This is a genomic window from Chitinibacter sp. ZOR0017 (assembly GCF_000799095.1).
Lineage (GTDB): Bacteria > Pseudomonadota > Gammaproteobacteria > Burkholderiales > Chitinibacteraceae > Chitinibacter > Chitinibacter tainanensis.
Genome location: NZ_JTLG01000029.1, coordinates 43064 through 67946 on the forward strand (window position 1 = coordinate 43064; position 24883 = coordinate 67946).

Below are 24883 nucleotides of genomic sequence, written 5' to 3' on the forward strand. Positions count from 1 at the left end.
AAGTTGTTCTTCCCGCATGAAAGTGGGAGAATTCCGCATATCTAGTTTTTCGATTGTTTTGTTAAGGATTATCTGTCATGGCTCTGATGATTACGGACGAGTGCATCAACTGCGATGTATGCGAACCAGAATGCCCCAATAGCGCGATTTCTCAAGGCGAAGAAATCTATGTGATCGATCCGAACCTGTGTACCGAGTGCGTGGGTCACTATGATGAGCCACAGTGCCAGCAAGTCTGCCCAGTGGACTGTATCCCGCTCAATCCGGAACACAAAGAAAGCAAAGAAGAGCTGATGCAAAAGTACATGATCATCTCTGGTCAAGCCTGATTGAGCACCCTATGCAGCTGACAAGCGGGCTTTATGCCCGCTTTTTTGTCGCCTTATAATTCAGTAAGCACTAATATTTTAATAAAAAAGCAGTAAGGCGGGGAGATCGTGCGTCAGTCTCGCCCGTGAGGAGGCAGCAATGGGTCACTACAATGTCCGCAATCAGGTCATCGAACTATTAGATATCGCACAAACGCTGGTGCATTCCAGCCCAGCGCAAGCCGTTGAATTGGCCAATCAGGCCGCCGACCGGGCGCAAGCCCTGGGCTATGGGGAGTTAGAGGCGCAAGCCTGGCTTACCCGCTTGCAAGCTTATCGCGCCCAGCCGCGCACCACCCTCGATCAAATCGAAGTTACCGCCCTGCAGGCGATTGACCTCACCCGTGCCGCTGGGCAAACCGCAGGCTGGGTCGAGGCGATGAACTGCTACAGCGACATCATGTACGGCATTGGCCAATACGATGTGGCCATGAGCTACTGGCTGCAGCTCTTAGAGGCCGGGATCGATCAAGATTTACCGCTGGCGCGAGCCTATGGCTATATCGGCGTCGGCAAGCTTTTTTGGACGTTTGAAGACCCGAGCTCCAGCCTGCAATACACCGATAAAGCCAGCGAAGCTTTGCAGGCGGTGGCGCTGATCAATCCGAAAGTCTGTTTGCTGATCAATCAGGCCTCGTATTGTTATCAACATCGCGATTACCCGGGCGCGCATGGCTATCTGGATCAGGCCGAAGCCTTGTTGCAGGATGTGGCCTTTTGCGAGTACGAGCCCGAAATCTACTACTACCGCGGTTATTTGCTGCGTGCGGCGGGCGATTTGCGCGGGGCGCAAGAGCAATTCAAACGCGCGCTGCTGCTCAATGCCCACAGCAGTAATTTCTGGGGCAAATCAGTCACCATGATTGGCTTGGGTGAGGTCTCGCTGGATCTGCATGAGCCACATAAAGCGATGTATTTTATGCAGCAGGCGCTCGAGATCGCCAGTGCCACCCCGAATTCCTACCGCTATCTTGTGATGCAGGCGCATCATGGGCTGGCGCGCTGCTATCAGGCGCTGGGGCAAACCGAGCGCGAATTCCGCCACTGGACTTTGCATTTCGATTTGGCTGACGAGCTACTCAATCAGGTGATGAACAAACGTCTGGCCGTATTCAAGCGCAACTCGCTGCAACTGCGGGTGCATGAGCTGGAGCAGTTGGTGGCCTAAGCGCTAGCGGGTGAGCCTTTGATTTGATAGAGGGGTATTTCATTGTGGACCATATAAATTATGGTTTGCGGTGGAATACCCCTAGTTGTTAGCTCATTACCGCCCACAGCCGCTCGCCGTAGGGCCCGGCCTGCGGGTGAGTGAGCAGCAGCCAGCCTAAGCCGATCACCGCCACGCCGCTACTCGGCGTGCCCCAGCGCAGGTGGCGGGGCAGGGCTTGCCAGCGGCCGTGCTGCCAAAGCTGCAGCCCGCTTTGCCAGTTCAGCCAAATGGCCAGCGCCACGGCGCACAAGGCAGCCGTGAGGAGCGCTGGAAAGCCTAGTACCCCTTGTTCGGCCAACCCGACACTGGCGCCGGCCAAAATTCCCGGCAATAGAAATGCAGGTGTCCACAGCAGGCAGGCTACCACGCACGCCGGGGCAAAGCGTCGGCGTGGCATGGCTAGCATGCCGGCCACCAGCGGCAGCACTGGGCGGGTGGGGCCGATAAAGCGCCCGGCAAAAATCCCCACCGGGCCATGTTGGCGCAACACCATTTTGGCCTGCACCAGCAGCTTGCGTTGCTGTTGCAAGATCGGTAGCCGCTGCAGCCACTGTCGATGGCGATAGCCCAGCCAGTACGACACCCCGTCGCCAATCAGGGCGGCCACGAAACCCACTGCGCAGGCGGCCCAGAAATCCATTTTTCCCTGACCGATCATCGCGCCCATGGCCAACATCAGCACCGTGCCGGGGATCAGCAGGCCTAGAATGGCGGTGGACTCGGCCAACACCAGCACAAAAAGTAAAACCAAGGCGTAATCTTGGGCCTGTTGCAGCAGTAGGGTTAGCCAGTCACTCATCGGGTGGTCTGCAGTAGAAAAATCGCAAATTGGAGAGTGCAGGCTGGGAAAGGTTCCATGCAGCATTCATTTGGTATGAAATGTATTTTTACTACGTAACTTTAAACAAAACCACATTGTTTTTAGGCGTTTTTTCTTGGGGTGAAATGTAGTAAATTCACACCCATATCTAAAAAAGGTGAAATAAATCTACATGCAGATGGATCCGGTAGTGCTCTTTTTCCTGCTCGGCCTGTTGGCCGGCTTGGCGAAGTCCGATTTAAAGCTGCCCAGCGCGCTGTACGACACCTTGTCGGTGTTTCTGCTGCTGGCCATCGGGATTAAAGGCGGGCTGGAGCTCGCAAAACAGCCCTTTTTGCAAGTGCTGCCGCAGGCTTTGCTGGTGCTGGCGATGGGATTTGTGATTCCGCTGTTGGTGTACCCGGTATTGCGGCTGAAATTTAGCCAGGTGGATGCCGCCAGTATGTCGGCGCACTATGGCTCGGTATCGGTGGTGACCTATGCCGTGGGCGTGGCCTATCTGTCGCGGCTGGGGGTGAGTCACGAATCGCAAACCACATTGTTTCTGGTCTTGCTGGAAATGCCGGCGCTGATTGTCGGGGTGATTCTGGCGCGGCAGGGTGCGAATCAGGCCGGCAAAGGCAGTGGCCACGGCTGGGGCAAATTGCTGCATGAAGTGCTGCTGGGCAAGAGTATTGTGCTGCTGATGGGCGGCTTGCTGATTGGCCTTTTGGCCGGCCCAGAAGGCATTAAGCCGCTGGATCGGCTGTATCTGGATTTATTCAAACCCGTACTGACCTTGTTCCTGCTTGAAATGGGCTTGGTGGTGGCAGGGAAATTTGGTGCGCTGCGCCAGCAAGGCTGGTTTATCCTGCTGGCCGGCATTGGCTTACCGCTGGCCTTAAGCTGGATCGGCATTGGTGTGGGGCATTTGCTGGGCTTGTCGGTGGGCGGCGTGACCCTGCTAGCGCTATTGGCCGCATCGGCCAGTTATATTGCCGCGCCAGCCGCCATGCGGATGGCCGTGCCGCAGGCCAACCCGGCGCTGTCGCTGGGCGCGGCGCTGGGGATTACCTTTCCATTTAATTTATTGATCGGCGTTCCGCTGTATTACCAATTTGCCCATTGGGTGGCCTAAGGAGTCATGATGCAGTTTCATTCCAAATCCATGCTGACCATCGTGACCGAAGCGCTGCTGGAAAATGATCTGGTTGAATTATTCGAGGCGCGCCAGATTCGCGGCTGGACCATCGTGGCGGCTCGCGGCAAGGGCGCTCACGGCGAAAAGCGCGGCAGCTTTGATGCTAACGAGAATATCCAGATCGAGCTGATCGCCAGTACCGCCACGGCCGAAGCCTTGGCCGAGGAAATCCAGCTGGAATACGGCCAGCACTACGCGCTGGTGCAGTGGCTGTCTGAGGTGCGCGTGCTGCGGGCGGATAAGTTTTAAATTTGCCTTGGGGTATTTCCTTCTAGCTCTTTTATTTAAAGGCTTGTAGAGCAATACCCCTTTACTTGATTGTTTGAGTTTGCTGCGCTCGGGTCGCTTCAGTGAGCTGTGGGCTGGGCGCTAGCGCAATGAGGCCCTGACCGTTAGGCTTAATTCCCGCTCCTGCCATCCCGATTGGCGCAAGCTATCAATCAGATAGTAATAATTACCGTGCATGCTAAGCGGGCATGTGATTGAATCAGTGAACTTCTTGCACCATTAGCACTCCCATGGTATGAGTGCTAATATTGCAGTAACCGAATGAATTTCATCAGGAGATCTAACCATGAGCACAGCCCTGGCGCTACCGACTCTAGCGGTCGGCGATAGTATCGAGCGCTATGTTCAGCGAGTTAACGCATTTCCGATGCTCACGCCGGAAGAAGAATACGATCTGGCTAGCCGCCATCAAGAGCAAAATGACCTCGAGGCAGCCCGCCAGCTCGTGCTCTCGCACTTGCGCGTGGTGGTGTCGATTGCCCGCGGTTATAGCGGTTATGGCCTGCCGCAAGCCGATCTGATTCAGGAAGGCAATATTGGCTTGATGAAAGCTGTGAAACGCTTCGAGCCCAGCCGTGGCGTGCGCCTGTACTCTTTTGCCGTGCACTGGATTAAAGCCGAGATTCACGAATACATCCTGCGCAATTGGCGTCTGGTGCGGGTAGCAACCACGAAAGCCCAACGCAAATTGTTTTTTAATCTGCGCTCGATGAAAAGCAGCTTTGCCGCGCTAACGCACAAGCAAGCGCAGGAAATCGCTGACGATTTGGGTGTGAAGCCCGAAGAAGTGCTCGAGATGGAAACCCGCATGAGCGGGCAAGATGTCGCGCTGGTCGCCGATGAAGGCGATGACGAAGGTTTTGCGCCGATCGACTGGCTGGCCGATCATCACAGCGAGCCGACTGCGGTGCTGGCGCGTCAGCATATGGATCGCCTGCAATCGACCGGCATTAGCGCCGCACTGGATACGCTGGATGAGCGTAGCCGCCGGATTATCGAGGCGCGCTGGCTCACCGATGAGGGCGAATCCTCTACGCTGCATGATTTGGCGGCTGAATTTAAAGTCTCGGCCGAGCGAATTCGCCAGATTGAAGCCAAAGCGCTGCAAAAAATGAAGCAGGCTTTGTTGCCAGCAACGGTATAAAGCGCATTTGAATCGATCGGCCGTCCGGCCGATGGTGTAACTAGGGAGCCCGCGGGCTCCCTTTGTTTTGTAAGCTTCATCACTTCAAGAAAATGCGTATTTTGCCGATAATTGGCTAAGTGCTTGAATTGATTTCATAATTTACATGAAGCTAACCTCTGCCTATGTGCGAAATCGCTTTTTCTCTGACATGTCAGTTAAGAAGTATGCCGATTTGCATCCTCATGACCAGCCATTGCCCCCTGATGATTTAAGCGGCGCAGCGGTGGGCGAGCTGTTGCCCAGTTCTGGTGGTTGGAACGGCATTGAGCGGCGTGCCGGCGAGCGCCGGCAGATTGAGCGCCGCCAACAGCGCGGCGCAACCCCGCTCGATACCCGCACCGAAGAGCGGCGGCGGCAAGGGCGGCGGCTGACCGATCGGCCGCAATGGGTCTTTATACCCTGTAAAATCTGACCCCGACTTAGTGCGACCAGAAGTGCAAGCCCAGTCCCAGGGTGGCGGCCACTAACAGCACGATGGCACTGGTGCGGGCGGTATGCCGAATGGCCGCGCGGTTGGGGCGGACGAAGTGACGCCACACCATCAGTACAATTAAACCGAGCAGCAAGAGCGAGAAAAGGCGACCGTTCATCGGGGAAAGCGCGTCCTAAATGTAAGAATAAGGGAAAACGAGGCGGTTTTTGGTAAGCTTGGTCAGAAGACAGGAACTTACTTAAAGTAATACTTTAACTTTTGAATGTTTCTTATTGATTTGATATGAAATGATTTTTTCTAAAAATTAAATCTAAATCATTGTATCAAAACAGAAAAACGCCCGACGCAACTTGTGTCGGGTTTTTTTTTCCTCTATAGTGGGGCGCAGTGGGAGAAAGTGGGTAAAAGTGCATTTTTCGGGCAGAAAACGCACGCTTAGTCACTCCGAGTGGTGATCAATTCCGGGCACATTGCGCAAGGCTATTTGTTCATGTTTGGTGGTGTTTCGTCTTTAAACCTCGACAGCAAAGGGCGGTTGGCCATTCCGGCTAAGCACCGTGACGCCCTGTTGTCGCGGGCTCAGGGCAAACTGGTGATCACCATCGAGCCGGCAGGTTGCTTGCTGATTTATCCGGAACCGGACTGGATTCCAGTGCGGGATCAGCTCAATCAACTCTCAGGCGTGCATATGCCAATTCGCCGTTTGATTGTCGGTCATGCGGAAGAGCTGGATATGGATGCGGCTGGACGGGTGTTGATTCCGCCCACATTACGGCAACGCGCTCAGCTGGATAAAAGCGTGGTGTTGGTGGGAATGGGTAGCAAATTTGAGTTGTGGGATGAGGCGAAATGGAATGCCGTGACCGATCAGGTTATGGCCATGGCGCCGCATGAGTTGGAAAGCAATATGCAAGGGATTGTGCTGTGAGCGAAGGCGCGGCAGGAAACTTCGTGCACCGCACGGTATTACTGCAAGAGGCAGTAGACGCACTGGCGATCAAGCCGGATGGCGTGTATGTCGATTGCACATTTGGTCGTGGTGGTCATTCGCGTTTGATTTTGTCGCGCTTGGGGCCGACGGGCCGGCTGATTGCGTTTGATAAAGATCCATATGCGATTGCCGAAGCGGCCACGATTAGCGATCCGCGTTTCACCATCGTGCACGAGGGCTACGTCACGCTGACTGAATCGCTGGCGCAACTGGGCGTCTCCCGCATCGATGGTCTGCTGATGGATTTGGGGGTTTCCTCGCCACAGCTGGATGACGGTGCCCGGGGGTTTAGCTTCCGGTTTGATGCTCCGCTTGATATGCGCATGGATACCACGCGGGGTATAACCGCGGCCGATTGGTTGAATACGGCCGATGAGAAAGACATTGCAGAGGTGGTAAAAGATTATGGCGAAGAACGGTTTGCTAGGCAGGTTGCAGCAGCGATTGTTGCGCGTAGGGCAGTCCAACCTTTTGCAACAACAGGCGAACTTGCCGCGGTCGTGGCAACGGCAGTCCGGACCCGTGAGCCGGGCCAGGACCCGGCGACGCGTACCTTCCAAGCTATACGGATTTACGTCAATCGCGAGCTTGAGGAGTTATCGCTAACGCTGCCGCAGGCGCTGGCTTTGCTCGCGCCCGCCGGTCGTTTGTCGGTGATTGCCTTTCATTCGCTGGAAGACCGGATCGTGAAACGCTTTATGCAGGATCAGGCCACGGCTGATCAGCTGCCTAATCGTTTGCCGGTGATGGCCAGCGAAATTGCGCCCGCCCCGCTGAAGGTCTTGGGCAAACCCGTGCGGCCGTCGGCCGACGAAGTGAGCGCTAACCCGCGTGCGCGCAGTGCGATTCTGCGCATTGCCGAGCGCACCAGCGGGGCGCTGCGATGACCCGTTTGAATCTGTTTTTGCTCAGTATCTTGATTGTGTGCGCGATGGGGGTGATTACCAGCCAGCATAAAGCGCGCAAGCTGTATATCGAGCTGCAAAAACAAGATGCCCAAACCCGCAAACTGAATGTTGAATGGGGCCAGCTGCAGCTAGAGCAAAGTACCTGGGCGATGCATTCACGGATTGAATCTGAAGCGGCAAACCGCCTGAGTATGCAGGTGGCACCGGCTAATCGCACCCAAGTGATTCTCGAACACGGGCAACAAGTCCAAAAACCGCAGGTGTCGGACTTGCCATGATGAAACAGGCCCGTCTGATGACCAGTGGTCGTCGCCAACCCAAATACGCGGTTAAGCCCAAATTAGAACGCTGGCGGGTGTGGTTTGTCCTCACCTGTCTGCTCGCCCTGTTTGCGACCCTCTTGGGTCGCAGTATTTATTTACAGGTCATGAATGAAGAGTTTCTGCAGGATCAGGGCGATGCACGCTATCGCCGGACGCTGAAACTCGAGCCTAATCGCGGCATGATCACCGATCGTAATGGCGAGCCATTGGCGATCTCGACGCCGGTGCAATCCATTTGGCTAAGCCCGCGCAATATGCGCGTATTGCCCGAAGGCGAAACGCGCCACAAAGAATGGAAGCAGGAAAGCGATGATGATCAGGTGCCGGTGTCACGTGCCGAGATCAAATCACTGGCTGGCCTTTTGGGGCTCTCTTACGACGACTTGCTGGGCAAAGTCACCGTTACCCGCAAAAACAAAGAGGGCAAAGAAACTCGCCCCGATTTTCTATGGGTGAAGCGGCATATTTCGCCGGCTGATGCCAAGCGGGTACTGGCGCTCAATATCCCGGGCGTATATTCGCAAACCGAATACCGCCGCTACTATCCGGCCGGTGAAGTGATGGCCCATGTGGTCGGCTTTACCAATCTGGATAGCAAAGGCCAGGAAGGCTTTGAGCTCACCAAAGACGCCATGCTGGCCGGCAAACCTGGCTCGCGCACAGTCATTCGCGATCGCCGCGGCTATATCGTTGAAGACGTCTCAACTATCGTGCCGCCGCAAGAAGGGCAAAATCTGCAGCTTTCGATCGACCGGCGAATTCAATATTTGGCCTATCGTGAGCTGAAAAATGCCGTGGATAACAGCAAGGCCGTGGGCGGCGCAATTGTGGTGCTGGATGCCCGCACCGGGGAAGTGCTGGCGATGGCCAATGCGCCGTCTTACAACCCCAATAGCCGCGCCCGTATCGACCCGGCTCACAAGCGCAATCGCGCGCTCACCGATCTGTATGAGCCCGGCTCGACCATGAAAGCCGTAACCGCAGCCATGGCGCTGAATGCCGGCAAGGTCAAACCCACCACCGTGCTCAATACCGATGGCGGGCGGATGACCATTGGCCCAGCCACCATTCGCGATGATCACCCCGGTGGCGCGATGACCATCGAGCAGATCATCCAGAAATCATCCAACGTCGGCGCCGTGAAAATGGCGCTGATGATGGAGCGCGAGGAGATGTCGAATTTCCTGCATGACGTAGGCTTTGGCGAAAAACTCAATACCGGCTTTCCGGGTGAATCGCCAGGCCGGGTGCGGCCATGGAAAACCTGGCGCCCCATCGAGCAGGCTACCATGTCTTATGGCTACGGGGTATCGGTGACCGTGATGCAGATGGCGCGGGCGTATCAGATGTTTGCTGGCAATGGCGAAGTGCACCCCGTGACCTTTACCAAATTGGTGGCCCCGGCGCCGGGCAAGCAGGTCATTAGCGCTGAGACTGCCGCACAAGTGCGCAAAATGCTGGAAATGGTGACCTTGCCGGGTGGTACCGCCACCCGCGCCCAAGTGGTCGGCTACCGCGTGGGCGGCAAAACCGGTACGGCGAAAAAACTGGTGAATGGGGTGTATTCCGACACCGCACGGGTGGGCTCGTTTGTCGGTTTGGCGCCGATTTCGAATCCACGCCTGATTGTGGCGGTGATGATCGACGAGCCGGCTTTTGAAATGCGCTATGGCGGTCTGGTGGCCGCACCGGTATTCAGTAATGTGGTGGCGGGCAGTCTGCGTTTGCTGGGTGTACCGCCGGATGCGCCGACCAACAATATCCTGTTGCCAAGCGAAGAGCTGGAAATCAAGGAAGAAACATGAAACCTGCGAGCTGGACACTCCCTGCATATGATTTCGCCGCCATCGCCGCCTTGGTGAATGGCCGACCGCTGGTGACTGATAGCCGCAAGGTACAGCCCGGTGATGTGTTTGTGGCTTATCAGGGTGAATACGCGGATGGCCGGCGCTACATCGCCAGTGCGCTCGCCAATGGCGCGGCGGCCGTGATCTGGGAAGCCGAAGGTTATCAGTGGGATGAGAGCCACCAGGTGCCCAATATCGCCGTGCCCGGCCTGCGTGATCAGGTGGGTATCTTGGTGGGGCGCTTATTAAATAACGACTTCAGCCAGATACCGGTGGTTGGTATTACTGGCACCAATGGCAAAACTTCCATTGCGAACTGGTTGGCACAGGCGTTTAATGCGCTGGGTGGCAAGGCTGGCGTGCTCGGTACGCTGGGTAATGGTTTTGTCGGTGAATTGGAAAGCTCGACGCATACTACGCTCGATCCGGTTAGCCTGCAGCATTGGCTGGCGCGCTTTCAGCATGCTGGTGCGACCCAGGTGGCGATGGAAGTTTCTTCGCATGGATTGGTGCAAGCGCGCGCGCATGGCGTGCCGTTTCATACCGCGGTGTTTACCAATTTAACCCGCGATCATCTGGATTATCACGGCAGCATGCAGGCCTATGGCGCGGCCAAGGCCAAATTGTTTGAGTGGGATGGTTTGCAGGCAGCGGTTATCAATGCCGATGATCCGTTCGGGCGGGAACTGCTGGGCTTTACCAGCGCCAAAACGGTCTTTTCGTATGGCTTTTTTGCTGGCGATTTGCGCTGTACCCAGCTTGATTCTTCGCTGCAAGGGCTCACGCTGACGGTGCAAACCCCGCTGGGCGAAACGCAAATCCGCTCGCCGATGCTGGGCCGCTTTAATGCCAGCAATCTGCTGGCGTGCTTGGGTGTGCTGCTGGCGCAAGGCGTGGCCTTGGATGCAGCCAGTGCCGCGCTGGGCGCGGTGCAGCCGGCGGCGGGGCGGATGCAGCGGCTGGGTGGTGATGGCCTGCCGCTGGTGGTGGTGGATTACGCCCATACCCCTGATGCGCTGGAAAAAGTGTTGATGACGCTGCGCGAAGCCATGCCAACAGGGGCGCGGCTGTATTGCGTGTTTGGCTGCGGCGGGGATCGCGATAGCGGCAAACGCCCGCTGATGGGCGAGATTGCCTGCCGGCTGGCCGATTCGGTGGTAATTACCAGTGACAATCCGCGCAGCGAAACCCCGAAAGCGATTATTCAGGACATCGTTGCGGGTGTGTCGGGCGTGCCGGGCACGGGCCATGCCAATTACGCGATCGAATCCGACCGCGCTGCGGCCATTGCCGACGCGATCGAGATGGCGCATGCCAATGATGTGATTCTGATCGCCGGCAAAGGGCACGAAAACTATCAGGAAATTCAGGGCCAGCGTTACCACTTCGATGATGTGGAACAGGCCCAAAAAGCGCTGTTAAGGAAAAAGAAGTAATGATGTTGAGTTTGCGGGAAGCCGCGCAAGCGCTTCAGGCCCAACTGCAGGTCAGCGATGCTGAGCTGCAATTTAGTCGCGTCACGACCGACAGTCGTGATGTGCGACCGGGTGATCTGTTTGTCGCGCTCAAGGGCGAGCGCTTTGACGCCCATGATTTTGTCGCCGGCGCTTTGGCGCAAGGCGCCGTGGCCGCGCTGGTGGAGCAGCCGGGTGCAGGCAATCGCCTGCAAGTAGCGGATACGCTAGCCGCGTTGGGGCAGCTGGCGGCCTATTGGCGGCGCCAGCATGCGGCGATTCCGCTGGTGGGCGTGACCGGCAGCAATGGCAAAACCAGCGTGAAAGAAATGCTGGCATCGATTTTTGCCGTGGCCGCAGGCAGTAGCGAATACGTACACGCCACCCAAGGCAATCTGAATAACCATATTGGTTTGCCACTCACCGTGCTGGGTATTCGAGCCCAGCATCGCTATGTGGTGGCCGAAATGGGGATGAATCATTTCGGTGAAATCGATTACCTCACCCATATTGCCCAGCCCGATGTGGCGCTGGTGAATAACGCAGGCGCAGCGCATCTGGAAGCGCTGGGCTCGGTGGAGGGCGTGGCGCGGGCGAAGGGCGAGATTTTTGCCGGCTTGGTGTCGCGCGGGGTGGCGGTGATTAACGCCGATGACCCGCATGCCCCGCTGTGGCAGCAACTGGCTGGCGCGCAAGCGCAGCTCACATTTGGTTTGGCGGGCGACATCCGCGCCCACGCGGTGCAGCTGGCCGCCACGGGTAGCCAGTTCGAATTGCAGACCCCTGCGGGCACCGCAGCGGTGAATTTGGCTGTGCCGGGTGAACACAATGTGCGCAATGCCTTGGCAGCGGCTGCCGCGGCCCATGCCTGCGGCGTGACCGTGGCGCAGATTGCGCAGGGCTTGTGCCAGTGGCAGGGCGTGAAAGGCCGCCTGCAAGCCAAGCAGGCCTTTAATGGCGCCGCAATGCTGGATGACACCTACAACGCCAATCCCGATTCAATGAAAGCGGCAGTAAATGTGCTGGCCGCGATCGGTGCGCAAGGCCGCCCCACCCTGCTGATCTTGGGCGATATGGGCGAAGTGGGCGCAGATGCGCCAGAGCGCCATGCCGAGATCGGGGGGTATGCACGTGAAAAGGGTATTCAGCAATTAATTACGGTGGGTACCCATATGCAGTATGCGGTAGCGGCCTTTGGCGCCGGCGCGCAGCATTGCGCTGATCACGCTAGCGCCATCGCCGCCGCCCGCGCGCTGCTCACGCCCGAGACGCAAGTGCTGGTTAAAGGGTCGCGCTTTATGCGCATGGAAACGGTCGTGGCCGGTTTGGCGCACGAGCAAGCATCAACGGAAGGAGCTTAAGTCATGTTGCTTATTCTCACGCAATGGCTGGGCGAATCGATCCGGGCCTTTAATGTATTCAACTACCTCACGCTGCGCGCGGTGCTGGCCACCATCACGGCGCTGGGCATCTCCTGGGTGCTGGGGCCGTATGTGATCCGCAAGCTCACCGAGCTGAAAGTGGGGCAGGCCGTGCGCGATGATGGCCCGCAAACCCACTTGGTAAAGGCCGGCACCCCGACCATGGGCGGCACGCTGATTCTGCTCTCGATCGGGCTGACCACCTTGCTGTGGGCCGATCTAAAAAACCCGTATGTCTGGTTGGTGCTGATTGTCACCCTGAGTACCGGGGTGATTGGCTTTGTGGATGATTACAAAAAAGTCGCACTGAAAAACCCGAAAGGCCTGTCGGCCAAGGCCAAGATGATAGGCCAATCGGCGATTGCCATTGGTGCGGCGCTGTTTCTGGTGAACGTAGGCCCGGATGCATCCAACACCGGCTTTATCATCCCGTTTTACAAAGAAATCATCTATCCATTTGGCGCGCTGGGCTTTTGCGTGCTGACCTATTTCGTGATCGTCGGTACCAGTAATGCAGTGAACCTGACCGATGGCTTGGATGGCTTGGCGATTATGCCGACCGTGCTGGTGGCTGGGGCATTCTGCATCTTTGCCTATGTGGCCGGTAATGCCAAATTTGCCACCTATCTGGGCGTGCCGCATGTGGTGGGCGCGGGCGAATTGATTGTCTTCTGCGCGGCCATGGTCGGTGCGGGCTTGGGCTTTTTGTGGTTCAACGCCTATCCGGCCGAAGTGTTTATGGGCGATGTGGGCGCGCTGGCGCTGGGCGCCGGCTTGGGTACTGTGGCAGTGATCGTACGCCAAGAAATCGTGCTGCTGATTATGGGCGGCGTGTTTGTGGTGGAGGCGCTGTCGGTGATGATTCAGGTCGCCAGCTTCAAAATGACGGGGAAACGGGTGTTCCGCATGGCGCCGCTACACCATCACTACGAACTCAAAGGCTGGAAGGAAACCCAGGTGGTGGTGCGCTTCTGGATTATCACCATGCTGCTGGTGTTGGTCGGCCTGGCCACGCTGAAACTGCGCTGAGGCAAAGATGACGCTCGATCAATTGCACAATCAACATTGCATCGTGGTGGGGCTGGGCGATACCGGCCTGGCGACCGCGCGTTGGCTGGCCAGTAAAGGCGCCCGGGTGACGGTGGCCGATTCACGCGCCACCCCACCCAATCTGGAACATCTGCGCACCGCCTTGCCTGAGGTGGCCGTGCGCTTGGGCGCTTTTCATGCCGACACGTTTGTCGACGCCGATGTGCTGATTACCAGCCCGGGCGTGCCACTGGCCACGCCTGAAGTGGCGGCCGCACTGGCGCGCGGGGTTCCGGTGCTGGGCGATGTCGAATTGCTGGCGCTGGCTTTGCAAGGCCAGCCGGGTAAAGTGATTGCCATTACCGGCTCGAACGGTAAATCCACCGTCACCACCATGGTGGCGCAAATGTGCGAGGCCAGCGGGCTGCGCACGGTGATGGCCGGCAATATCGGCGTACCGGTGCTATCGGCGCTGACCGAATGGGAAGCTCGTGGTGAATGGCCTGATGCCTGGGTGCTGGAGCTATCAAGCTTTCAGCTGGAAACCACCTATTCGCTGCGCCCTGCTGCGGCCACAGTGCTGAATGTGTCGGAAGACCATCTGGATCGCTATGCCGGCATGAAAGAATACGCCGCCACCAAGGCACGGATTTTTGAAGGTCTGGGCGTACAAGTGCTGAATCGCGAAGATGGTTATTGCCGGGGTATGGCACGTCAAAGCCGCGATGTGATTTGGTTTGGGGCCGATACACCCCGCAATGACAGCGAATATGGTCTGGTGGAAATCGCCGGTGACTTTAGTCTGCGCTGTGGCGAGTTTGAATTGCTGCGCGCCAGCGAATTGCCGGTGGCCGGTTTGCACAATGCCGTGAATGCCTTGGCGGCCATTGCCCTGTGCCGTGCGGCCGGTATGGCCACTGGCCCGCTGGTGGCCGCACTGAAAGCCTTTAAAGGCCTGCCCCACCGGGTGGAATTTGTGGCCGAAGTGGCTGGCGTGAAGTATTACGACGACTCGAAAGGCACCAATGTGGGCGCTACCGAGGCCGCACTCAAAGGTATGACCCAGCCAGTGGTGCTGATTGCCGGTGGCGATGGCAAAGGGCAGGATTTCCGCCCGCTAGTGCCTGCGTGCGAGCGGATTTGCCGCGCAGTGTTGCTGATTGGCCGCGATGGCCCGCAAATTGCCGAAACCCTGAACGAAGCCCGTTCGGCCTTCCTGCCCGACGATGAGGATAATTTCCTGCCGGTGCTGCAGCTGCCCTCACTGGAAATGGCGGTGATGATGGCCAGCAATATCGCCGAAGCCGGTGATGTGGTGCTGCTGTCGCCTGCGTGCGCCAGCTTGGATATGTTCCGTAACTACCATCACCGCGCCGAGGTGTTTATCGCCGCCGTGAAAGGGCTGGAGCAGCACTAATGCGCCAGATTTTCTATCAGGCCATGCGCCGCATGAAACCCACCATGAGCAGCTACGATCAGGCGCTGTTCTGGACGGTATTGCTGCTGCTGTCGATTGGCCTGGTGATGGTGTATTCAGCCTCGATTGCGATGGCCGAGGTGGATAAAGACACCGGTTTTCGCTCGCATTATTTCCTCGTGCGGCACGCGATTTTCCTGTTTGTCGGCGGCTGTGCAGCGCTAGTGGCGTTTAATATCCCGACCGAAAAATGGCGGCAATGGGCGCCATCGCTATTTATTGTGGGCACGATTTTGTTGGTGTTGGTGCTGATTCCGGGTATTGGCCGTGAGGTTAACGGCAGCCGGCGCTGGCTGAGCCTGGGCCTGATCAATCTGCAGCCATCCGAGCTGATGAAGTTTTTTGCCGTGCTATATGCCGCCGATTACACCGTGCGCAAAGCCAATAGCATGGAAGCCAAGCTGGGCGAGAGTATTAGCAAAGTGTTGCTACCCATGGCCTTGGTAATGGCGGTGGTGGGGGGCTTGCTGCTGCTGGAGCCGGATTTTGGTGCGTTTACCGTGATCACCGCGATTGCGATGGGTGCTTTGTTTCTTGGCGGTTTTAACTGGCGGCTGTTTCTGGGGCTGATTGTCTTTCTGGGTGTGGCCTTTGTCGGGTTGATTGCCTCGAGCCCGTATCGGCGCGCGCGGGTGCTGGGTTTTCTAGATCCGTGGCAAGACCCGTATGGCAAGGGCTATCAGCTGAGCCACTCGCTGATCGCGTTTGGGCGCGGCGAATGGCATGGCGTGGGTCTGGGTGGCAGTGTGGAAAAACTGTCGTACCTGCCGGAGGCACATACCGACTTTTTGATGGCAATTATTGCGGAAGAATTTGGCCTCATGGGCGTGGCGGTGGTGATTTGCCTGTTTGCCTTTCTGGTGTTCCGCACCTTTGCGATTGGCGTGCAGGCCACCAAGCTTGAGCGGCATTGGCATGCGCTGGTGGCACAGGGTGTTGGGATCTGGATTGGTTTTCAGTCGTTTATCAATATGGGCGTGAATATGGGCCTGATGCCCACCAAGGGGCTGACCTTGCCGCTGTTGTCGTTTGGTGGCTCTGGCATTGTGGCCAATCTGCTGGCCTTGGGGCTGGTGATGCGGATCGATTATGAAAACCGGCAGCAAATCCGGGGGTATCGCGTATGAGTAAGCGAACCTTGCTCGTGATGGCCGGTGGTACCGGTGGGCATATTTTCCCCGCGCTGGCAGTCGCCAATGCGCTGCGCGACAAAGGCTGGGATGTGGTTTGGCTCGGGGCTGCCGGCGCGATGGAAACGCGGGTGGTGCCACAGCACGGAATTGATTTGGTAACTCTGCAAATCACCGGGGTGCGCGGCAAGGGCTGGCTGAAAAAGCTGGTGCAGCCGTGGGTGCAGCTGAAAGCGATTTATAGCGCGCTGGATCTCATTTTCCGCCGTCGCCCCGATGTAGCGGTTGGGTTTGGCGGATTTACGGGTTTTCCGGGCGGCGTGGCGATGCGGCTGTGCTGGTTGCCGCTGGTGATTCACGAGCAAAACTCGGTGGCGGGGCTCACCAACAAGGTGCTGGCCAAAATTGCGAATCGGGTGCTGTTTGCCTTTCCGAGCGCGTTTCCTGGTCGCGAAGGCTGCATTGGTAACCCGATTCGACCCGAGCTACAGCAAGTGGCCTTGCCTGCGGCACGTTTTGCCGGGCGAACTGGGCCACTGAAAGTATTGGTGGTCGGCGGCAGTCTGGGGGCGCAGGTATTTAACGAAGAAGTGCCCAAGGCACTGGCGCAGCTAGCGCCGGAGCAGCGCCCGCACGTGATTCACCAAGCCGGTGAAAAGCATATTGATGCGCTGCGGGCCAATTATGCTGCGGCCGGGGTGACGGCGGAGTGCGTGGCTTTTATCGCCGATATGGCGCATGCCTATGCCGAGGCTGATCTGGTGTTGTGCCGCGCGGGGGCGCTGACGGTGTCTGAGCTGGCGAGTGTGGGTGCCGCGGCGATTTTGGTGCCATTTCCGCATGCGGTGGACGACCACCAGACAGGGAATGCCCGCTATTTGAGTGCGCAAGATGCCGGCATTTTGTTGCCACAACAGGAATTGAACGCCGCGAAGTTGGCGGATTGGTTTAGTCGACTGGATCGCGGTGCCTGCCAGCAAATGGCTGAGCGGGCACGGGCGCTGGCCCAGCCGGATGCGACGGCCAAAGTCGTGGCCGCCATTGAGGAATTAGCCGGATAGGAGTATGGGGTAGTGCCTTGAAAGGTATATAATTCTTGCCTTTCGGGCGTATACCCTAAGAAAAGATGAAACATAAAGTTAAACGAATTCATTTTGTCGGGATTGGCGGCGTCGGCATGAGCGGGATTGCCGAGGTTTTGCTCAATCTGGGCTTTGAGGTCAGCGGCTCTGACCTCGGTAGCAACGCGACCACCCAACGCCTGGCGGCGGCCGGCGCTGAAGTGCATCAGGGGCATGCGGCTGAGTTTGTTGCCCATGCCGATGTGGTGGTGATTTCCAGCGCTGTGAAAGACGACAACCCGGAAGTGGTGGAAGCGCGTGCGCGGCAGATTCCTGTGGTGCCGCGGGCCATGATGTTGGCCGAGCTGATGCGCCTGAAGCAGGGTATTGCGATTGCCGGCACCCACGGTAAAACCACCACCACCAGCCTGAGTGCCAGTGTGCTGGAAGCGGCCGGCTTAGATCCGACCTTTGTCATTGGCGGCAAGCTGCATGCAGCCGGCTCGAATGCCCGTTTGGGCCATGGCGATTTTCTGGTGGCCGAAGCGGACGAAAGTGATGCGTCTTTCCTGCTGCTGACCCCGGTGATTTCGGTGGTGACCAATATCGATGCCGACCATATGGATACCTATGGGCATGATTTCGAAAAACTGAAGCAGGCGTTTATCGATTTCCTGCATCACCTGCCGTTTTATGGTCGCGCGATTTTGTGCATTGATGATCCACATGTGCGCTCGATTCTGCCTAAAGTGACTAGCCCGATTACAACCTATGGCACTTCGGCCGATGCCATGTTGCGCGCCGAAAATATCGTCGCCGCGCATGGGCAGATGAAATTTGATGCGGTTTGGCAAAACGGCGAAACCCGCCGTCTAGCCGTCACGCTGAATATGCCGGGCATGCACAATGTGCTGAATGCACTGGCCGCGATTGCTATCGGGATTGAAGTCGGCGCCGATGAAGCGGCGATTGTGGCTGCGCTGGAGAAATTCCAGGGCGTGGGTCGGCGCTTCCAGCGCTATGGAGAAATCGCGCTGGCCAGTGGCGGCAGCTTCACCTTGGTGGACGATTATGGTCATCACCCGGTGGAAATGGCGGCGACTTTGGCTGCGGCCCGCGGCGCGTTTCCCGGCCGCCGTTTGCTGCTGGCTTTCCAGCCCCACCGCTACACCCGCACGCGTGATTGTTTTGAAGACTTTGTGAAAGTGCTCAACACCGTTGACGGCTTGTTGCTGGCTGAAGTGTATGCCGCCGGGGAAACCCCGATTGTGGCCGCCGATGGCCGTTCGCTGGCGCGGGCGGTGCGTGTAGCCGGCAAGATTGAACCGGTATTCGTGGAAAACATTGCCGAGATGCCGGCGGCAATCCTTGCCGCTGCCCGCGATGGGGACGTGATTGTGACGATGGGGGCCGGCTCGATCGGCAATACCCCGAAACTGTTGAGCGAGCAGAAGGCATGAAAGAATTTGGCAAAGTAGCCGTCGTGATGGGCGGTAGCTCTAGCGAGCGTGAAGTGTCGTTGATGAGCGGGCAGGGGGTCTTGGCCGCGCTGCAGGCGCAAGGCGTGGATGCGCATGCGTTTGATCCGGCAGAAAAACCGTTGTCGGCACTGAAAGACGAGGGTTTTGCGCGCGCTTTTCTGATTTTGCATGGTGGCCAGGGCGAAGATGGCACGATTCAGGGCGCACTGGAGTTTATGGGGATTCCCTATACCGGTTGCGGCGTGATGGCCTCGGCCATCGGGATGGACAAATGGCGCACCAAGCTGATGTGGCAAGCTGCGGGCTTACCTGTGCCGGCGTATGAGCTTCTGGCCGCGGATAGCGATTTTGCTACCGTGGTGGCGCGCTTGGGCCTGCCTTTGTTTGTGAAGCCCGCCAATGGCGGCTCTAGCGTGGGTGTGACCAAGTGTAAGAGCGTGGCTGATGTGGCGGCCGCTTATCAGGCAGCGGCGCAATACGATCCGCTGGTCTTGGCCGAAAAGGCGGTGCTGGGCGGGGAGTTTTCTTGCGCGGTGCTGGATGGCAAGGCTTTGGCGACCGTCAAAATTCAGCCTGCGACCGAGTTTTACGACTACGACGCGAAATACTATCGCGACGATACCGTTTACACCTGCCCGGGTTTGGTGGGTGAGCAGGAGCAAACTGCCCGCCGTCTGGCCGAGCAAGCCTACCGCGTACTGGGCGCAGATGGCTGGGCGCGGATTGATTTTCTGCAAGATGAAGAGGGCGCGATCTTCCTCTTAGAGCCAAATACCGCACCGGGCATGACCAGCCATAGTCTGTTCCCGATGTGTGCTCGCGAAGCGGGGATGAGCTACGAGGCTTTGGTATTGCGGGTGTTGGCCACCACGCTGGAGTCGCGTTAAGCCATGAACCAGCACCGTAACCTCGTTTGGCAGCGCTACGCTGGCGGCACTGTGTGCTGCGGCCGGCGGGCGCGTGCGCCGGAGGTGACGGATGTGGAATAAACCCCAGTTGATGATGTGGGTAGCCAATTTATTAACGGCGCTCGCCTTGTTGTTATTGTTTTATTCGCTGCTGTTTTTGGCGGTGCATTCGCCCTTATTTCCGATTCGGCAAATTAAAGTCGATGGTGATTTGGCGCACACCACCCGCGAGCAATTGCAATACGTGATTAAAAACGAATTGAAAGGCACGTTTTTTACGCTGGATTTGCTCAAAACCCGGCAGGATTTTGAAAAGCTGCCGTGGGTGCGGCGGGTTGAAGTGCGCCGCCGCTGGCCTGACAAGCTGGAGGTCAATATCGAAGAGCATCGTGCAATTGCGCGCTGGGGTAGTTCGGCTCTGCTGAATCAGCATGGCGAGCGCTTTGATGCCGCAAGTAATGAAAGTCTGCCCATTCTGGAAGGCCCGGAGGGCACCGAGCGGGTGATGGTGGAAGGTTTGCAGCGGCTGACGGAAGTATTGGCGCCACTGAATCGTAAGCCGACCCAATTGTGGTTATCCGAGCGACGCGCTTGGCGCTTTGAGTTGGATAAACAGTTAATGGTTGAAGTAGGCCGCGAAGAGCCAATTGAACGGGTAGAGCGTTTTGTGAAAGCGTATCCCAATTCATTGGCCCTGTTGCAGCAGCCATTTGATTATGTGGATTTACGCTATCCGAATGGCTTTGCGGTGAAACTGCCGCAATTTGTTCCGGTAGAGAAAAGTACTGTGGCAAAACCACCCGTTGCAGCAAAACCAAAAGCACTTAAAGCTTCGGCATGATTTATGCTTTTGGTTTGGTAAAAGCAAATAGAAAGATTGGGTTGTCGCGGTTTTTTAAAGTTAATTATTAAGATTGGTAAAAGAGGCTGTCAGTGACTAGGGACGCTAAAAATCTCATCGTAGGGCTGGATATCGGCACCTCGAAAGTCGTGGCTGTAGTGGCCGACGTGACTGAGGATGGCGCACTGAATGTAGTGGGCATGGGTTCAGCATCGTCCAAAGGCCTGAAACGCGGTGTAGTCGTTGATATTGAAAAAACCGTGAATGCCATTCAGGCCGCATTGGGCGAAGCTGAATTAATGGCGGATTGCAAAATCAGCGAGGTGTATACCGGCATTGCGGGTAGCCACATCAAGAGCATGAATTCGCACGGCATGGTGGCCATTAAGGATAAAGAAGTGACCCAGCAGGATATCGACCGGGTCATTGAAACTGCTAGCGCGGTAAATATCCCGGCTGATCACCAAGTGCTGCATATTCTGTCGCAAGAGTATGTAATTGATGGCCAAGAAGACGTAAAAGAGCCGCTGGGCATGTCTGGCGTGCGGCTGGAAGTGCGGGTGCATATTGTGTCTGGTGCGGTGTCTGCCGTGCAAAACATCACCAAGTGCGTGCGCCGGTGCGGGCTGGAAATCGCCGAAGTGGTATTGCAACCACTGGCCAGCGCCCATGCCGTGTTGACGGATGATGAGCGTGACCTGGGCGTATGTCTGGTCGATATTGGCGGCGGTACCACCGATATGGCGGTATTTATTAATGGCGCCATTCGCCATACCGCGGTGATTCCTATTGCTGGCGATCAAATTACCAATGACATCGCCATGGCGCTGCGTACGCCGACTGGCGAGGCCGAAAACATCAAAATTCAATACGGCGTGGCTCTGCGCCATATGACCGATCCACAAACCATGATCGAAGTGCCGGGCGTCGGTGAGCGTGGTGCACGGCAGATGAGCCGCCATACCTTGGCTGAAGTGATCGAGCCACGGGTGGAAGAGCTGTATAGCTTTGTGCAGGCCGAATTACGCCGGGTAGGGCTGGAAGATCGTCTTTCCAGCGGGATTGTGATTACCGGTGGTGCGGCATTAATGCCGGGTATGTGTGAATTGGCAGAAGAAATTTTCCATATGCCAGTTCGATTAGGTTTACCCCGTTATGTGGGTGGTTTGGCGGAAGTGGTTAAAAATCCGCGCTATTCCACGGCGGTGGGTTTGTTGCTGGTTGCGCGGCAACAAATGCAGAAAATCCCTGGGCAAAGGGGTGATAAAGGCTCAATTGGAGACATTTTGGGTCGGATGAAGTCCTGGTTTCAAAATAACTTTTGAAATTTTCGGGTAAGCGGTAAAATCGGGTTAACAGGAGAGACAGCATGGCATTAACCATTGAAGTTCCAGAAGTATCCCATCACGTTAATATCAAAGTGATTGGCGTGGGCGGTGCAGGTTGCAACGCAATCAACAATATGATCGAACACCAATTACAAGGTGTTGAGTTCATTTCTAGTAATACCGATGCTCAGGTATTGAAATTATCCAAAGCGGATAATGTGGTTCAACTCGGTGTGCAATTAACCAAAGGTTTTGGCGCCGGTTGTAATCCAGAAATCGGTCGCCAGGCGGCCGAAGAAGATCGTGAGCATATTTCCGAATTAATCGCGGGCGCTGATCTGCTGTTTATTACCGCCGGTATGGGCGGTGGTACAGGTACTGGTGCGGCACCAGTGATTGCGCAAGTGGCCCGTGAAAAAGGCATTTTGACCGTTGGCGTGGTGACCAAGCCAGGTCTGGACGAAGGTGGTCGCCAGAAAGTGGCGCAAACCGGGATCGACGAGCTGTCACGCTATGTAGATTCACTGATCGTGGTATCAAACCAGAAACTGGAAGAAGTACTGGGTGATGATGTAACGATCGATGAAGCATTCCGCGCGGCGGATAATGTATTGCGCAATGCCGTGGGTTCTATCGTTGAGATCATCAACTACCCAGGTCTGATTAACGTTGACTTTGCCGACGTGAAAACCGTGATGCGTGAAATGGGCATGGCCATGATGGGTTCTGCTCACGCCACCGGTCCAGATCGCGCGATTCGTGCCACTGAAGAAGCCATCCGCTGCCCGCTGCTGGACAATATCAGCTTCAAAGGCGCGCGTGGCGTGCTGGTGAATTTCTCAACCGCTCCCGGCAAGCTGAAAAAATCAGAAACTCGCCAAGCGCTGGAAATCATCGAGTCGCATGTGGCCGATGGCGCCTTGGTTAAACACGGTGTGGTTTACGATCCAACGTTGGCTGAAGACGAAATCCGCGTGACTCTGGTCGCTACTGGCCTGGGTGGCGGCAGCAAAGATATGAATAAGCCACAGCTGTCAGTGGTCAGCAGCCAGGCTCTGAAAACCGGTACCGACAATGCCGGTTACGATGATGCCTACGATACTCCGGCCATCTGGCGTAACAACCGTCGCAGCGCCGCCAGCGATGCGCCGGCAGCCCGTCCGGCCATGTCGAATATTGATATGGATATTCCAGCCTTTTTGCGTCGTCAGGCAGACTGAGGCGCGGCCGTAAATAAACGGCGACTATCAGGATCATTGGTACGATTCATCCAGCTTTCTGCCCGAGGCTGCTAAAATTGTGCCGGTAACTGATGATCAAAAGGCAGAATGCCCATGTTTTTGCAACGCACTTTGAAAAGCACGATCCGCGCGACTGGCGTGGGGCTGCATTCCGGCGAAAAGGTGACCCTGACCTTACGCCCCGCCCCAGCCGATCATGGGATTGTGTTCCAGCGCTCTGATTTGCCCGAGTCAAAGCCTTTCAAAGTGGGGCCTGAATTGGTGAACGACACGCGTCTCTCCTCCACGCTCGTCCAAGACGGCGTGCGTGTCGGTACCATCGAGCATCTGATGTCGGCGTTTGCCGGCCTTGGCATCGACAATGTGCTGGTCGATGTTGATGCGCCGGAAATGCCGATCATGGATGGTTCTGCTGCGCCGTTTATTTATTTGCTGCAAAGCGCCGGCGTGCGTGAATTGAATAAACCCAAGCAGTTTATTCGTGTGCTCCAGCCCGTGGAGGTGCACGATGGCGATAAATGGGTGAAATTCGAGCCGCACAATGGCTACAAAGTGGAACTGACCATCGATTTTCAGCACCCTGCTTTCAAAAAGTCGGCCCAAACCATCAGCATTGATTTTGCCAATACCAATTATGTGAGCGAAATTGCCCGCGCCCGCACTTTTGGTTTTATCCATGAAGTGGAATACCTGCGGGCCAATGGCTTGGCCCGCGGCGGCAATATGGACAATGCGGTGGTGATTGATGAATTTCGTGTGCTGAACGATGGCGGTTTGCGCTTTGAAGACGAGTTCGTCCGGCATAAGATTCTGGATGCTATTGGCGATCTGTATATCGTGGGCTACCCGCTGATCGCGGCGTTTTCCGGGTATAAATCCGGTCACGCCATGAATAATAAGCTGCTACGCGCGCTGCTGGCTGATGAGCGCAACTACGAGCTGGTCAGCTTTAGCGATGATGATGAAGTGCCTTCTTCTTTCCATGATTTGCCGCCGCTGAGTATCTGACATGTTTGCCGTGTTACGTCTGCTGTTGGTGATTGCCTTAGTGGTGATCACCTATGCCGGCGTACGCTACAGCCGCGATCGGCAGCCGCACTGGCTGCGCCTGATCCGCGCCGTGTTGTATCTTCTGCTAAGCCTGACCGTGCTGTCCGGTATTGGCTTATTCATTGAACGCCTGTCTCTGAGTTAATCACCATGGCTTTACCCCGCTTCTTTGTCGCCCAGCCCTTAGCTTTGGGGGTGCAATTTGACCTGCCGGAAGGGGTGGCGCGGCATGTGCAAGTGGTGCGGATGCAGCCTGGCGAAATGGTGACCCTATTCAATGGTGAGGGCGGTGAGTATCAGGCGCAAATCACCGCGATGGGCAAGAAAACCGTGAGCGTGCAGGTGCAAACATTCGCCGAGGTGAATCGCGAATCGCCCTTGCGCCTGACACTTGTGCAGGCGATTTCGGCGGCCGAGCGCATGGATTACACTGTGCAAAAGGCTGCTGAGCTCGGCGTTACCGTATTCCAGCCGGTGATTTCGCAATATTGCCAGCAGCGCTACAGCGGCGAGCGGGCGGAAAAACGTATCGCCCACTGGCAAGGCGTGGCGGCTAGCGCGGCCGAGCAGTGTGGCCGCACCCGCCTCATGGAAATTCGCCCCATCATCACGCTGGCGCAATATCTGCAGGCAGGGCTGCAAAGCGAATTAAATTTGCTGATGTGCCCAACCGGCGCGGTCCATCATTCCCAGCTGCCCGCTGCCGTGGCCAGTGCCACCGTGCTGGTGGGGCCGGAAGGGGGGTATTCGCCTAAAGAGGACGAAGCAGCTATTGCAGCGGGCTATACCCCGCTAATTTTAGGCCCGCGTATCTTCCGCACCGAAACCGTGGCGCCGGTGATCGCGGGCTTGCTGCAATTGCGTTATGGTGATTTTGCCTAGCTGCATGCACGGCGCTTTGTCATGGT

At 56.8% G+C, this 24883-nt stretch carries 26 protein-coding genes; 24 read left to right on the top strand and 2 right to left on the bottom strand.

Features of this window, described 5'->3' with window-relative positions; all coding sequences use genetic code 11:
• Positions 1–77 precede the first annotated feature (77 nt).
• Both L991_RS10235 and L991_RS10240 read left to right on the top strand, forming a co-directional pair.
• On the top strand, positions 78–329 hold the full coding sequence (locus L991_RS10235) for a YfhL family 4Fe-4S dicluster ferredoxin (RefSeq protein WP_028450249.1): 252 nt from the start codon (positions 78–80) through the stop codon (positions 327–329).
• A 139-nt stretch (positions 330–468) separates the two neighbouring features.
• The gene (locus L991_RS10240) at positions 469–1536 is read left to right on the top strand and encodes a hypothetical protein (protein ID WP_047394951.1); all 1068 of its coding nucleotides are present in this window, start codon (positions 469–471) and stop codon (positions 1534–1536) included.
• 88 nt (positions 1537–1624) lie between these two features.
• On the opposite strand, the gene L991_RS10245 is transcribed toward L991_RS10240, so the two are convergent.
• Entirely contained in the window at positions 1625–2377 is a 753-nt protein-coding gene (locus L991_RS10245; protein ID WP_052190808.1) for a DedA family protein, read from the bottom strand.
• A 193-nt stretch (positions 2378–2570) separates the two neighbouring features.
• On the opposite strand from L991_RS10245, the gene L991_RS10250 reads away from it, so the two are divergent.
• The 4 genes from L991_RS10250 (at position 2571) to L991_RS10265 (ending at position 5464) form a co-directional block, all read left to right on the top strand.
• The gene (locus tag L991_RS10250) at positions 2571–3515 is read left to right on the top strand and encodes a sodium-dependent bicarbonate transport family permease (RefSeq protein ID WP_197053863.1); all 945 of its coding nucleotides are present in this window, start codon (positions 2571–2573) and stop codon (positions 3513–3515) included.
• Positions 3516–3524: 9 nt separating this feature from the next.
• On the top strand, positions 3525–3827 hold the full coding sequence (locus L991_RS10255) for a P-II family nitrogen regulator (RefSeq protein WP_047395098.1): 303 nt from the start codon (positions 3525–3527) through the stop codon (positions 3825–3827).
• Between the two features lie 325 nt (positions 3828–4152).
• Complete coding sequence (gene rpoH, locus L991_RS10260; RefSeq protein WP_047394953.1) at positions 4153–5010, top strand: RNA polymerase sigma factor RpoH; 858 nt, start codon at positions 4153–4155, stop codon at positions 5008–5010.
• 190 nt (positions 5011–5200) lie between these two features.
• The gene (locus L991_RS10265; RefSeq protein WP_156129046.1) at positions 5201–5464 is read left to right on the top strand and encodes a hypothetical protein; all 264 of its coding nucleotides are present in this window, start codon (positions 5201–5203) and stop codon (positions 5462–5464) included.
• A gap of 7 nt (positions 5465–5471) precedes the next feature.
• Here L991_RS10265 and L991_RS17300 read toward each other — a convergent pair whose 3' ends face one another.
• Positions 5472–5642, bottom strand: a complete 171-nt coding sequence (locus tag L991_RS17300) for a hypothetical protein (protein ID WP_156129047.1) — start codon at positions 5640–5642, stop codon at positions 5472–5474.
• Between the two features lie 333 nt (positions 5643–5975).
• On the opposite strand from L991_RS17300, the gene mraZ reads away from it, so the two are divergent.
• The 18 genes from mraZ to L991_RS10355 all read left to right on the top strand — a co-directional run bounded on the left by mraZ (position 5976) and on the right by L991_RS10355 (position 24857).
• On the top strand, positions 5976–6413 hold the full coding sequence (gene mraZ, locus L991_RS10270) for a division/cell wall cluster transcriptional repressor MraZ (protein WP_028450242.1): 438 nt from the start codon (positions 5976–5978) through the stop codon (positions 6411–6413).
• 23 nt (positions 6414–6436) lie between these two features.
• Complete coding sequence (rsmH, locus tag L991_RS10275) at positions 6437–7363, top strand: 16S rRNA (cytosine(1402)-N(4))-methyltransferase RsmH (RefSeq protein WP_156129049.1); 927 nt, start codon at positions 6437–6439, stop codon at positions 7361–7363.
• Positions 7360–7662, top strand: coding sequence for a cell division protein FtsL (gene ftsL, locus L991_RS10280; RefSeq protein ID WP_028450240.1), 303 nt, complete (start codon positions 7360–7362; stop codon positions 7660–7662). The genes rsmH and ftsL overlap by 4 nt, the downstream gene beginning before the upstream one ends.
• The gene (locus L991_RS10285) at positions 7659–9512 is read left to right on the top strand and encodes a penicillin-binding protein 2 (RefSeq protein WP_231550531.1); all 1854 of its coding nucleotides are present in this window, start codon (positions 7659–7661) and stop codon (positions 9510–9512) included. Before ftsL ends, L991_RS10285 begins: the two co-directional genes overlap by 4 nt.
• Positions 9509–10990 (top strand): UDP-N-acetylmuramoyl-L-alanyl-D-glutamate--2,6-diaminopimelate ligase, encoded by a 1482-nt coding sequence (locus L991_RS10290; RefSeq protein WP_047394961.1) that lies wholly within the window; start codon positions 9509–9511, stop codon positions 10988–10990. The genes L991_RS10285 and L991_RS10290 overlap by 4 nt, the downstream gene beginning before the upstream one ends.
• Positions 10990–12369, top strand: coding sequence for a UDP-N-acetylmuramoyl-tripeptide--D-alanyl-D-alanine ligase (gene murF, locus L991_RS10295; RefSeq protein ID WP_308417285.1), 1380 nt, complete (start codon positions 10990–10992; stop codon positions 12367–12369). Before L991_RS10290 ends, murF begins: the two co-directional genes overlap by 1 nt.
• Before the next feature lie 3 nt (positions 12370–12372).
• Positions 12373–13458, top strand: a complete 1086-nt coding sequence (gene mraY, locus L991_RS10300; RefSeq protein WP_028450236.1) for a phospho-N-acetylmuramoyl-pentapeptide-transferase — start codon at positions 12373–12375, stop codon at positions 13456–13458.
• 7 nt (positions 13459–13465) lie between these two features.
• On the top strand, positions 13466–14875 hold the full coding sequence (gene murD, locus L991_RS10305; protein ID WP_047394964.1) for a UDP-N-acetylmuramoyl-L-alanine--D-glutamate ligase: 1410 nt from the start codon (positions 13466–13468) through the stop codon (positions 14873–14875).
• Positions 14875–16062, top strand: a complete 1188-nt coding sequence (ftsW, locus tag L991_RS10310) for a putative lipid II flippase FtsW (protein WP_081986629.1) — start codon at positions 14875–14877, stop codon at positions 16060–16062. The genes murD and ftsW overlap by 1 nt, the downstream gene beginning before the upstream one ends.
• Entirely contained in the window at positions 16059–17126 is a 1068-nt protein-coding gene (murG, locus tag L991_RS10315) for an undecaprenyldiphospho-muramoylpentapeptide beta-N-acetylglucosaminyltransferase (protein ID WP_047394966.1), read from the top strand. Before ftsW ends, murG begins: the two co-directional genes overlap by 4 nt.
• A 65-nt stretch (positions 17127–17191) precedes the next feature.
• The gene (gene murC, locus L991_RS10320) at positions 17192–18586 is read left to right on the top strand and encodes a UDP-N-acetylmuramate--L-alanine ligase (protein WP_028450232.1); all 1395 of its coding nucleotides are present in this window, start codon (positions 17192–17194) and stop codon (positions 18584–18586) included.
• Positions 18583–19494, top strand: coding sequence for a D-alanine--D-alanine ligase (locus L991_RS10325; RefSeq protein WP_047394969.1), 912 nt, complete (start codon positions 18583–18585; stop codon positions 19492–19494). The genes murC and L991_RS10325 overlap by 4 nt, the downstream gene beginning before the upstream one ends.
• A 91-nt stretch (positions 19495–19585) precedes the next feature.
• Entirely contained in the window at positions 19586–20356 is a 771-nt protein-coding gene (locus L991_RS10330) for a cell division protein FtsQ/DivIB (protein ID WP_047394972.1), read from the top strand.
• 92 nt (positions 20357–20448) lie between these two features.
• The gene (gene ftsA, locus L991_RS10335; protein WP_197053864.1) at positions 20449–21681 is read left to right on the top strand and encodes a cell division protein FtsA; all 1233 of its coding nucleotides are present in this window, start codon (positions 20449–20451) and stop codon (positions 21679–21681) included.
• Positions 21682–21725: 44 nt separating this feature from the next.
• Entirely contained in the window at positions 21726–22904 is a 1179-nt protein-coding gene (gene ftsZ, locus L991_RS10340; protein WP_051258975.1) for a cell division protein FtsZ, read from the top strand.
• 114 nt (positions 22905–23018) lie between these two features.
• The gene (gene lpxC, locus L991_RS10345; RefSeq protein WP_028450227.1) at positions 23019–23933 is read left to right on the top strand and encodes a UDP-3-O-acyl-N-acetylglucosamine deacetylase; all 915 of its coding nucleotides are present in this window, start codon (positions 23019–23021) and stop codon (positions 23931–23933) included.
• Between the two features lies 1 nt (position 23934).
• The gene (locus L991_RS10350) at positions 23935–24120 is read left to right on the top strand and encodes a hypothetical protein (protein ID WP_047394975.1); all 186 of its coding nucleotides are present in this window, start codon (positions 23935–23937) and stop codon (positions 24118–24120) included.
• 5 nt (positions 24121–24125) lie between these two features.
• A complete protein-coding gene (locus L991_RS10355) occupies positions 24126–24857 on the top strand; it encodes a 16S rRNA (uracil(1498)-N(3))-methyltransferase (RefSeq protein WP_047394978.1) in 732 nt (243 codons plus the stop codon).
• Positions 24858–24883: the final 26 nt, after the last annotated feature.

What these genes read in the sequence shown, in the direction of transcription:
- L991_RS10265 (WP_156129046.1), top strand. Translation starts at nt 5,201, where the DNA reads ATGTCAGTTAAGAAGTATGCCGATTTGCATCCTCATGACCAGCCATTG.
- L991_RS10330 (WP_047394972.1), top strand. Translation starts at nt 19,586, where the DNA reads ATGTGGAATAAACCCCAGTTGATGATGTGGGTAGCCAATTTATTAACG.
- L991_RS10255 (WP_047395098.1), top strand. Translation starts at nt 3,525, where the DNA reads ATGCAGTTTCATTCCAAATCCATGCTGACCATCGTGACCGAAGCGCTG.
- L991_RS10355 (WP_047394978.1), top strand. Translation starts at nt 24,126, where the DNA reads ATGGCTTTACCCCGCTTCTTTGTCGCCCAGCCCTTAGCTTTGGGGGTG.
- L991_RS10285 (WP_231550531.1), top strand. Translation starts at nt 7,659, where the DNA reads ATGATGAAACAGGCCCGTCTGATGACCAGTGGTCGTCGCCAACCCAAA.
- ftsL (WP_028450240.1), top strand. Translation starts at nt 7,360, where the DNA reads ATGACCCGTTTGAATCTGTTTTTGCTCAGTATCTTGATTGTGTGCGCG.
- L991_RS10250 (WP_197053863.1), top strand. Translation starts at nt 2,571, where the DNA reads ATGCAGATGGATCCGGTAGTGCTCTTTTTCCTGCTCGGCCTGTTGGCC.
- L991_RS10240 (WP_047394951.1), top strand. Translation starts at nt 469, where the DNA reads ATGGGTCACTACAATGTCCGCAATCAGGTCATCGAACTATTAGATATC.
- mraY (WP_028450236.1), top strand. Translation starts at nt 12,373, where the DNA reads ATGTTGCTTATTCTCACGCAATGGCTGGGCGAATCGATCCGGGCCTTT.
- ftsW (WP_081986629.1), top strand. Translation starts at nt 14,875, where the DNA reads ATGCGCCAGATTTTCTATCAGGCCATGCGCCGCATGAAACCCACCATG.
- L991_RS10325 (WP_047394969.1), top strand. Translation starts at nt 18,583, where the DNA reads ATGAAAGAATTTGGCAAAGTAGCCGTCGTGATGGGCGGTAGCTCTAGC.
- rpoH (WP_047394953.1), top strand. Translation starts at nt 4,153, where the DNA reads ATGAGCACAGCCCTGGCGCTACCGACTCTAGCGGTCGGCGATAGTATC.
- L991_RS10245 (WP_052190808.1), bottom strand. Translation starts at nt 2,377, where the DNA reads ATGAGTGACTGGCTAACCCTACTGCTGCAACAGGCCCAAGATTACGCC.
- murF (WP_308417285.1), top strand. Translation starts at nt 10,990, where the DNA reads ATGATGTTGAGTTTGCGGGAAGCCGCGCAAGCGCTTCAGGCCCAACTG.
- ftsZ (WP_051258975.1), top strand. Translation starts at nt 21,726, where the DNA reads ATGGCATTAACCATTGAAGTTCCAGAAGTATCCCATCACGTTAATATC.
- lpxC (WP_028450227.1), top strand. Translation starts at nt 23,019, where the DNA reads ATGTTTTTGCAACGCACTTTGAAAAGCACGATCCGCGCGACTGGCGTG.
- L991_RS10290 (WP_047394961.1), top strand. Translation starts at nt 9,509, where the DNA reads ATGAAACCTGCGAGCTGGACACTCCCTGCATATGATTTCGCCGCCATC.
- mraZ (WP_028450242.1), top strand. Translation starts at nt 5,976, where the DNA reads ATGTTTGGTGGTGTTTCGTCTTTAAACCTCGACAGCAAAGGGCGGTTG.
- murC (WP_028450232.1), top strand. Translation starts at nt 17,192, where the DNA reads ATGAAACATAAAGTTAAACGAATTCATTTTGTCGGGATTGGCGGCGTC.
- L991_RS17300 (WP_156129047.1), bottom strand. Translation starts at nt 5,642, where the DNA reads ATGAACGGTCGCCTTTTCTCGCTCTTGCTGCTCGGTTTAATTGTACTG.
- murD (WP_047394964.1), top strand. Translation starts at nt 13,466, where the DNA reads ATGACGCTCGATCAATTGCACAATCAACATTGCATCGTGGTGGGGCTG.
- L991_RS10350 (WP_047394975.1), top strand. Translation starts at nt 23,935, where the DNA reads ATGTTTGCCGTGTTACGTCTGCTGTTGGTGATTGCCTTAGTGGTGATC.
- L991_RS10235 (WP_028450249.1), top strand. Translation starts at nt 78, where the DNA reads ATGGCTCTGATGATTACGGACGAGTGCATCAACTGCGATGTATGCGAA.
- murG (WP_047394966.1), top strand. Translation starts at nt 16,059, where the DNA reads ATGAGTAAGCGAACCTTGCTCGTGATGGCCGGTGGTACCGGTGGGCAT.